The 8,712-nt window shown below is 48.6% G+C and carries 8 protein-coding genes, 2 tRNA genes, 1 rRNA gene and 2 pseudogenes; 4 read left to right on the forward strand and 9 right to left on the reverse strand.

The window, feature by feature from the left end; translation table 11 throughout:
• The 3 genes and pseudogenes from BGK49_RS04855 to dnaQ all read right to left on the reverse strand — a co-directional run.
• Positions 1-289, reverse strand: a pseudogene (locus tag BGK49_RS04855) (IS1-like element transposase); the annotation flags it as partial.
• Positions 290-482: 193 nt separating this feature from the next.
• Positions 483-559, reverse strand: a tRNA-Asp gene (locus tag BGK49_RS04860).
• 132 nt (positions 560-691) lie between these two features.
• On the reverse strand, positions 692-1,423 hold the full coding sequence (gene dnaQ / locus BGK49_RS04865; protein ID WP_001297205.1) for a DNA polymerase III subunit epsilon: 732 nt from the start codon (positions 1,421-1,423) through the stop codon (positions 692-694).
• Between the two features lie 64 nt (positions 1,424-1,487).
• On the opposite strand from dnaQ, the gene rnhA reads away from it, so the two are divergent.
• Positions 1,488-1,955 (forward strand): ribonuclease HI, encoded by a 468-nt coding sequence (rnhA, locus tag BGK49_RS04870; RefSeq protein WP_000917883.1) that lies wholly within the window; start codon positions 1,488-1,490, stop codon positions 1,953-1,955.
• Here rnhA and BGK49_RS04875 read toward each other — a convergent pair.
• A complete protein-coding gene (locus tag BGK49_RS04875; RefSeq protein WP_001297210.1) occupies positions 1,952-2,674 on the reverse strand; it encodes a class I SAM-dependent methyltransferase in 723 nt (240 codons plus the stop codon). The genes rnhA and BGK49_RS04875 overlap by 4 nt on opposite strands.
• Before the next feature lie 33 nt (positions 2,675-2,707).
• On the opposite strand from BGK49_RS04875, the gene gloB reads away from it, so the two are divergent.
• Both gloB and mltD read left to right on the forward strand, forming a co-directional pair.
• Positions 2,708-3,463: a hydroxyacylglutathione hydrolase gene (gene gloB, locus BGK49_RS04880; protein ID WP_001052720.1), complete on the forward strand. Its 756-nt coding sequence runs from the start codon at positions 2,708-2,710 to the stop codon at positions 3,461-3,463.
• A 71-nt stretch (positions 3,464-3,534) separates the two neighbouring features.
• Positions 3,535-4,893, forward strand: a complete 1,359-nt coding sequence (gene mltD, locus BGK49_RS04885; RefSeq protein ID WP_000644682.1) for a murein transglycosylase D — start codon at positions 3,535-3,537, stop codon at positions 4,891-4,893.
• A 48-nt stretch (positions 4,894-4,941) separates the two neighbouring features.
• Here mltD and BGK49_RS04890 read toward each other — a convergent pair whose 3' ends face one another.
• On the reverse strand, positions 4,942-5,565 hold the full coding sequence (locus BGK49_RS04890; RefSeq protein WP_000016005.1) for a class I SAM-dependent methyltransferase: 624 nt from the start codon (positions 5,563-5,565) through the stop codon (positions 4,942-4,944).
• Positions 5,566-5,568: 3 nt separating this feature from the next.
• Entirely contained in the window at positions 5,569-6,369 is an 801-nt protein-coding gene (locus tag BGK49_RS04895) for an endonuclease/exonuclease/phosphatase family protein (protein ID WP_001230983.1), read from the reverse strand.
• 240 nt (positions 6,370-6,609) lie between these two features.
• On the opposite strand from BGK49_RS04895, the gene yafC reads away from it, so the two are divergent.
• Positions 6,610-7,524, forward strand: coding sequence for a DNA-binding transcriptional regulator YafC (yafC, locus tag BGK49_RS04900; RefSeq protein ID WP_000648584.1), 915 nt, complete (start codon positions 6,610-6,612; stop codon positions 7,522-7,524).
• On the opposite strand, the pseudogene dkgB reads toward yafC, so the two are convergent.
• The 3 genes and pseudogenes from dkgB to rrf all read right to left on the reverse strand — a co-directional run.
• A pseudogene (dkgB, locus tag BGK49_RS04905) lies at positions 7,521-8,324 on the reverse strand (2,5-didehydrogluconate reductase DkgB). The gene yafC and the pseudogene dkgB overlap by 4 nt on opposite strands.
• Before the next feature lie 163 nt (positions 8,325-8,487).
• Positions 8,488-8,564, reverse strand: a tRNA-Asp gene (locus BGK49_RS04910).
• 54 nt (positions 8,565-8,618) lie between these two features.
• A 5S ribosomal RNA gene (rrf, locus tag BGK49_RS04915) occupies positions 8,619-8,712 on the reverse strand; the annotation flags it as partial.

An 8,712-nucleotide genomic window follows, 5' to 3' on the forward strand; every position in this document is an offset into this window, starting at 1 on the left:
TGTATGCGCGAGGTTACCGACTGCGGCCTGAGTTTTTTAAGTGACGTAAAACCGTGTTGAGGCCAACGCCCATAATGCGTGCACTGGCGCGACATCCGACGCCATTCATGGCCATATCAATGATTTTCTGGTGCGTACCGGGCTGAGAGGCGGTGTTAGTGAACTGTAGTTGCCATGTTTTACGGCAATGAGAGCAGAGATAGCGCTGATGTCCGGCAGTGCTTTTGCCGTTACGCACCACGCCTTCAGTAGCGGAGCAGGAAGGACATCTGATGGAAATGGAAGCCACGCAAGCACCTTAAAATCACCATCATACACTAAATCAGTAAGTTGGCAGCATTACCGATATGGTCTACCATATGTGATTAACACATTTACAGCATAACAAAACCATAGACCGAAGAAATAGCGGGATTTAAATGCAAAAAAACCGCAAAATTAAAAATCTTGCGGTTCTCTGAACTCATTTTCATGAGTGAATTTGGCGGAACGGACGGGACTCGAACCCGCGACCCCCTGCGTGACAGGCAGGTATTCTAACCGACTGAACTACCGCTCCGCGTTGTGTTCCGTTGGGCACGAGGCGAATATTACGGATTGCCTCACCCTTCGTCAACGGTTTTTCTCATCTTTTGAATCGTTTGCTGCAAAAATCGCCCAAGCCGCTATTTTTAGCGCCTTTTACAGGTATTTATGCCCGCCAGAGGCAGCTTCCGCCCTTCTTCTCCACCAGATCAAGACGGGCTTCATGAGCTGCAAGCTCTTCATCTGTCGCAAAAACAACGCGTAACTTACTTGCCTGACGTACAATGCGCTGAATTGTTGCTTCACCTTGTTGCTGCTGTGTCTCTCCTTCCATCGCAAAAGCCATCGACGTTTGACCACCGGTCATCGCCAGATAAACTTCCGCAAGGATCTGTGCATCGAGTAATGCCCCGTGTAGCGTTCGTTTACTGTTATCTATTTCGTAGCGGGCACATAACGCATCGAGGCTGTTGCGCTTACCAGGAAACATTTTCCTCGCCACCGCAAGGCTATCGGTGACCTTACAGAAGGTATTGGTCTTCGGAATATCGCGCTTAAGCAACGAAAACTCGTAGTCCATAAAGCCGATATCGAACGCTGCGTTATGGATCACCAACTCCGCGCCGCGGATATAGTCCATGAACTCATCGGCTACTTCGGCAAACGTGGGCTTATCGAGCAAAAATTCATCGGCAATACCATGTACGCCAAAGGCTTCCGGATCCACCAGCCGATCGGGTTTGAGATAAACATGGAAGTTATTGCCCGTCAGGCGACGGTTCACCACTTCAACGGCACCAATCTCAATGATCTTGTGGCCTTCATAGTGCGCACCAATCTGGTTCATACCGGTGGTTTCGGTATCGAGAACGATCTGGCGTGTAATTGCAGTGCTCATAGCGGTCATTTATGTCAGACTTATCGTTTTACAGTTCGATTCAATTACAGGAAGTCTACCAGAGATGCTTAAACAGGTAGAAATTTTCACCGATGGTTCGTGTCTGGGCAATCCAGGACCTGGGGGTTACGGCGCTATTTTACGCTATCGCGGACGCGAGAAAACCTTTAGCGCAGGCTACACCCGCACCACCAACAACCGTATGGAGTTGATGGCCGCTATTGTCGCGCTGGAGGCGTTAAAAGAACATTGCGAAGTCATTTTGAGTACCGACAGCCAGTATGTCCGCCAGGGTATCACCCAGTGGATCCATAACTGGAAAAAACGTGGCTGGAAAACCGCAGACAAAAAACCAGTAAAAAATGTCGATCTCTGGCAACGTCTTGATGCTGCCCTAGGGCAACATCAAATCAAATGGGAATGGGTTAAAGGCCATGCCGGACACCCGGAAAACGAACGCTGTGATGAACTGGCTCGTGCTGCGGCAATGAATCCCACACTGGAAGATACGGGCTACCAAGTCGAAGTTTAAGCTTGTGGTTTACGACATTGCCGGGTGGCTCCAACCGCTTGGCGAATTCGTGGCTTGTTTTTACTCTGTTTCATCGGGTTTAGCGTTAAAGGAATAGTCCGTTTCCGGGCAACAATAAGTTGTAAGCAACCAAGCGCAGGAATATGCGCATTCAATAGTTTACCTCCGTGTTTGTTCCACGGGAGAACGTGGAAACGGCTGGCGTGCAGCACTTCAAAATTCAACAAAGAGAGCCAGTCCAGTTGCCGCATCAGAGTAAACATCCGGCTGTTATAGGGCGAGGTTTTTCGCAATACCGGCACAAGTTTGCGTAATCCCATTAAACTAATGGGATTGAAGCCACTAATCACCAGCCAGCCATCATCAATCAATACCCGATCGGTTTCACGCAATAAACGATGCGGATCGGTGCACCACGGCAATGTATGTGCCAGTAGACAAACATCAACGGATTTATCGGCAAAAGGAAGATGAAGTGGATCCGCCTGCACCTGGACGGGCATTCCTTGCGCAGAAACATTCACTTGATGAGAAACCGCGCACGCTTCGCAATTGATTTCTGCGCTTAAATTGCCAATCTTAAGCAGATGAAAACCATACATTTTAGTGAACCACGGGTTGAGCTGGCGCTCCAGCGCCTTGCGATAAAGCTCTCCCCAGGGCAAATCGCCCCAGCGATCAGGAGCCACGACAGTTTGAGGGACTCTTGCCGGTTTCATCACAACCTTCCGTTTCACACTAAGAGGTAATCTATGAATCTTAACAGTATTCCCGCCTTTGATGACAATTACATCTGGGTTTTGAATGATGAAGCAGGTCGCTGCCTGATTGTCGATCCCGGAGACGCAGAGCCAGTATTAAACGCCATTGCCGCCAATAACTGGCAACCGGAGGCCATATTTCTCACCCACCATCATCACGATCACGTTGGCGGCGTAAAAGAACTGGTGGAAAAGTTTCCGCAAATTGTGGTGTATGGTCCACAAGAGACACAAGATAAGGGAACAACACAGGTAGTCAAAGATGGCGAAACTGCCTTCGTTTTGGGGCATGAATTTAGTGTAATTGCCACACCGGGTCACACTTTAGGACATATCTGTTACTTCAGTAAACCTTATCTATTTTGCGGCGACACGCTGTTTTCTGGTGGGTGTGGTAGGTTGTTTGAAGGGACAGCATCACAAATGTATCAATCACTTAATAAGTTAAGTGCGTTACCTGACGATACATTGGTATGTTGTGCTCATGAATATACGTTATCAAATATGAAGTTTGCTTTGAGTATTCTTCCGCACGATTTGTCCATAAATGATTATTATCGTAAAGTTAAGGAGTTACGGGCAAAAAATCAAATAACACTACCCGTAATTCTGAAAAATGAGCGGCAAATTAATGTTTTTTTAAGAACGGAAGATATTGATTTAATTAATGTAATTAATGAAGAAACATTATTGCAACAACCTGAAGAGCGTTTTGCATGGTTAAGGTCAAAGAAAGATAGGTTCTGATAAAACTTTCTTGTCATCGGCTCCGTTCGCCGTTATGATCGGTCGTCTTTTAAGCAACTATTGACACACACATGAAGGCAAAAGCGATATTACTCGCCTCTGTCCTGCTCGTGGGTTGCCAGAGTACCGGCAACGTTCAACAGCACGCACAGAGCCTTTCTGCAGCTGGTCAAGGGGAAGCAGCAAAGTTTACAAGTCAGGCACGATGGATGGACGATGGGACGTCTATCGCGCCAGATGGTGACTTGTGGGCTTTCATTGGCGACGAGCTAAAGATGGGAATTCCGGAAAATGACCGGATTCGCGAACAGAAACAGAAATATTTACGCAATAAGAGCTATCTCCACGATGTAACTTTACGGGCAGAGCCGTATATGTACTGGATAGCAGGGCAAGTTAAAAAACGTAACATGCCTATGGAACTGGTACTACTACCCATAGTGGAGAGCGCTTTTGATCCTCACGCAACGTCTGGCGCCAATGCCGCAGGCATCTGGCAGATCATTCCGAGCACGGGGCGCAATTATGGTTTGAAACAGACCCGCAATTATGACGCGCGTCGCGATGTTGTTGCTTCAACAACTGCCGCGCTGAACATGATGCAGCGTCTGAACAAGATGTTTGACGGCGACTGGCTTCTGACCGTAGCGGCTTATAACAGCGGCGAAGGTCGGGTCATGAAGGCAATTAAAACGAACAAAGCGCGTGGGAAATCCACGGACTTCTGGTCGTTACCGTTGCCGCAGGAAACGAAGCAGTACGTGCCTAAAATGCTGGCATTGAGTGATATTCTCAAAAACAGCAAGCGTTATGGCGTACGTCTGCCAACGACCGATGAAAGCCGTGCTCTGGCGCGTGTGCACCTGAGCAGCCCGGTTGAAATGGCGAAGGTTGCAGATATGGCGGGGATTTCCGTCAGCAAGCTGAAGACATTCAACGCTGGCGTAAAAGGCTCCACGCTGGGCGCAAGTGGCCCGCAGTACGTGATGGTGCCAAAGAAGCATGCAGATCAACTGCGTGATTCTCTCGCTTCAGGCGAAATTGCTGCTGTACAGTCGACGCTGGTTGCCGACAATACGCCGCTTAACAGCCGTGTTTACACCGTACGCTCTGGCGACACGCTTTCAAGCATCGCTTCACGTCTCGGCGTAAGCACCAAAGATTTGCAGCAGTGGAACAAACTGCGCGGATCTAAGCTGAAGCCAGGCCAAAGTTTGACGATTGGTGCAGGCAGTAGCGCACAGCGGTTGGCAAACAACAGCGATAGCATTACGTATCGTGTGCGCAAAGGCGATTCGCTTTCAAGCATTGCTAAACGCCACGGCGTGAACATCAAAGATGTGATGCGCTGGAACAGCGACACTGCGAATCTGCAACCAGGCGATAAGCTGACGTTGTTTGTGAAAAACAACAACATGCCAGATTCCTGACAAACCAGATAATAAAAAAGGCACCGATTCCCCCGGTGCCTTTTTTATTTATGCCGCTTTATGTGCTTCTACCATGATGATATCACTGGTGAAAGAGCCATCAGTCTGCAAGGAAAAATACGTTCTCACCTCTGTCGATGCGCTCTGTTGGTAAATGCGAATAGCGTCTACTAACGCTTCTGGCGTACGCATTCTCACGACCCATGAAGAAAATTCCAGCGGTAACTTATCTGTAATTAAATTATCAACTATCAGATTGGCTTCATTGATTAACGTCAACCACGCACCGCTGGCGTAGTTTCGTACGTGAGAGGTATCGCGTAATGCTTCTACCGCCTGTAACCAGATGTCGCGCACTGGGTGACCCGGAGACATTACATCCATCACAATCAGCCTACCGCCAGGTTTCAATATCCTATTCACTTCTCGCAGTGCTGCACCAACATCATGCCAGTGATGGGCAGAATAACGGCTGATAACAATATCAAATGCGTTATCGGCAAATGGCAGACTTGCGGCATATCCCTGGCGGGTGGTGATATTTTTCAGTTGCCGGGCTTCGGCAGCTTGTGCCACGACATCCAGCATGTGGGCCGATAAGTCATACGCCACCACCGCGCTCACGTTTTGCGCAGCGCCAAACGTTGGTCTGCCCTGTGGCAGACCTGACATACCTTATTTATCAGGCTTGCCGGGACTGAATTCAACGAGTAGCGGATTGTGATCGGAAGCGCGCGTAACCAGTACAGAAGCTTCACTGACGTTCAGACCACGGTAGAAAACAAAATCGAGCGGGCGACCAAACGCCCGACGGCGCTGATCATCGGTAAAACGCACCTGGCGCAGCGACATTTCCCGCGCAAAGCGATATAACGCGTTCATCCTTCTACGGCTCCAGGCATTGAAATCTCCCGCCATAATGACCGGGCCGCTGTGGTGAGCTATCTGATCACCAATAGGAAGTAACTGCTTACTATAGACATCCACGCCCAGACTGAAGTTGACGGCGTGTATATTAACCACCATCAACAGGCGGGTGTCAGGTAATGGATAGACCGTCACCAGTGCCGACTTCGCCAGACGCAAAATGGGTTCTCGTTCACGTAACGGGCAGCAATACACTGGATGTGCCGCCGAAAGGGTCATTACGCCAGAAGGATGTTGTGGCAGCACGAAAGCGGGTACCTGATCGGCGGCAAGATAGTTAGCGGTCGCAAACTGTACTAACTCTGGCGTTGTCTGCGCTTCCTGCAATAACACCAGATGTGCATCTTTGCCGTAGTTCTTTAATACCGACAACCATTCAGCGCGTTGCTGTTTGTATATGTTCCACACCAGGATCCGAATACGCTCTTCGGTACTTAACGGTTCCCCAGGTGGTAATGCCTGGCCGATGCTCGCAAAAGACCCCGGCGGTAAGATCCTTTCCGCAGGTTGTCCGGCAACATAGCGCATGGCATAGGTGTTTTTTCGCACTTTTGACTTTGAAACCTCTATTACGTCAACCCTTCCGCACTCGGGAGGGCTCTACTATTATAGGGATTTTAGCTCACTCTTTCAACGAGCAATTGTATATTGTTATGTAAGCAAGTGCTTACACCGGTCAGAATTTTGCTCATTATGGAGAACATTAAATCGCATGACATATCACGCATCCTGATGGTTTAATGACAAATAAATTCAAAATATCTCTTCTATTTTGCAACAGGAGCAAAAATGAAAGCCACGTCGGAAGAACTCGCCATTTTTGTTTCGGTCGTCGAAAGCGGCAGCTTTAGCCGGGCAGCGGAACAATTAGGGCAAGCAAACTCAGCGGTAAGCCGGGCGGTGAAAAAGCTGGAGATGAAACTTGGCGTTAGCCTGCTTAATCGGACCACACGACAACTTAGCCTGACGGAAGAAGGCGAGCGTTATTTTCGTCGCGTACAGTCAATTTTGCAGGAGATGGCAGCGGCAGAATCAGAAATTATGGAGACGCGTAATACACCGCGTGGACTGTTACGGATCGATGCCGCAACTCCAGTGGTGCTGCACTTTCTGATGCCGTTAATTAAGCCTTTCCGTGAACGCTATCCGGAAGTCACTTTGTCGCTAGTCTCCTCCGAAACGATTATTAATTTGATCGAAAGAAAAGTGGATGTCGCGATACGCGCTGGTACGTTAACGGATTCCAGCTTACGTGCCAGGCCGTTATTTAACAGTTATCGAAAAATTATCGCCTCCCCCGATTATATTTCCCGCTACGGGAAGCCAGAAACGATCGACGATTTAAAGCAACATGTTTGCCTGGGATTCACTGAACCCGCTTCCCTCAATACCTGGCCGATAGCCTGTAGTGATGGACAATTACATGAGGTGAAATACGGTTTGTCATCCAATAGTGGGGAAACACTGAAACAGCTTTGCCTGAGTGGCAACGGGATTGCGTGTTTGTCCGACTACATGATCGACAGAGAAATCGCTCGCGGAGAATTGGTGGAGTTAATGGCAGATAAAGTGTTGCCAGTGGAAATGCCATTCAGTGCCGTCTATTACAGCGACCGTGCGGTAAGTACGCGCATCCGGGCTTTTATCGATTTCCTTAGCGGGCATGTAAAAACAGCTCCCGGAGGAGCTGTCAGAGAGGCTTAATCCCATTCAGGAGCCAGACCTTCCGGGCTAACCAGGCGGTCGTTGCAATCCAGTGCGGCGATCGCTTTTTTATCTTCGGCATCAAGCTGTAAATTTTGTGCCTTAAGATTACTTTCCAGGTTTTTACGTTTAGTAGAAGAAGGAATTACTGAGTAACCTTCCCCCATAGCCCACGCCAGAATCACTTGTGCCGGAGTCGCATTGTGTTTAGCTGCGATACGAGCAATAACCTCATCTTTCAGGGCCTTACCATACGCCAGCGTCATATAGGAAGTAATATGGATGCCGTGCTGTTTAGCCCAGGCAACCACTTTACGGTTTTGCAGATAAGGAGAGAGTTCAATCTGGTTAGTAGCGATGTTTTCAGCGCCAACAGCAGCAATCGCCTTTTCCATCAATGGGATCGTGAAGTTGGAAATACCGATCTCACGCGTCAGCCCTTATTTTTTGGCTTCCAGCAGCGCCTGCATAAACTCTTCAACAGAGACTTCATCGTTTGGTGACGGCCAGTGGATTAGCGTCAGATCAACATAATCGGTACGCAATTTTTGCAGGCTCTCTTTCAGACTTGGGATCAATTTGTCTTTGCTGAGATTTTCAATCCAGATTTTAGTGGTGATGTAGAGTTCATGACGTGGCACGCCACTTTCTGCAATCGCCTGACCTACTGCGGCTTCGTTATCATAGATTTGTGCGGTATCAATTGCGCGATAACCAAGTTCAAGCGCCGTTTTCACAGATGAAATAACAACGTCGTCTTTCAGACGGAAAGTACCTAAACCAAATGCAGGGATAGCCATAATATGCCTCTTTTAATGCTATTTTCGTTAACTGAGGTGATTATGGGCTTCAGACTGTTGAGGAAAAAAAAGCGTAAAATGCAGAGGATTTTTGCGATTCTGGCAATAATAGATATACAGACGAAAAAAAACCTCGAGCGTTAACTCGAGGCTTCTTAATAAGTGGCGGAACGGACGGGACTCGAACCCGCGACCCCCTGCGTGACAGGCAGGTATTCTAACCGACTGAACTACCGCTCCACCGAATTCTTTTACAACCACCGGTTTTATGACCGGCTTACTGCTTAATTTGATGCCTGGCAGTTCCCTACTCTCGCATGGGGAGACCCCACACTACCATCGGCGCTACGGCGTTTCACTTCTGAGTTCGGCATGGGGTCAGGTGGGA

The organism is Shigella sp. FC1544, from assembly GCF_001722145.1.
Classification (GTDB): domain Bacteria; phylum Pseudomonadota; class Gammaproteobacteria; order Enterobacterales; family Enterobacteriaceae; genus Escherichia; species Escherichia coli.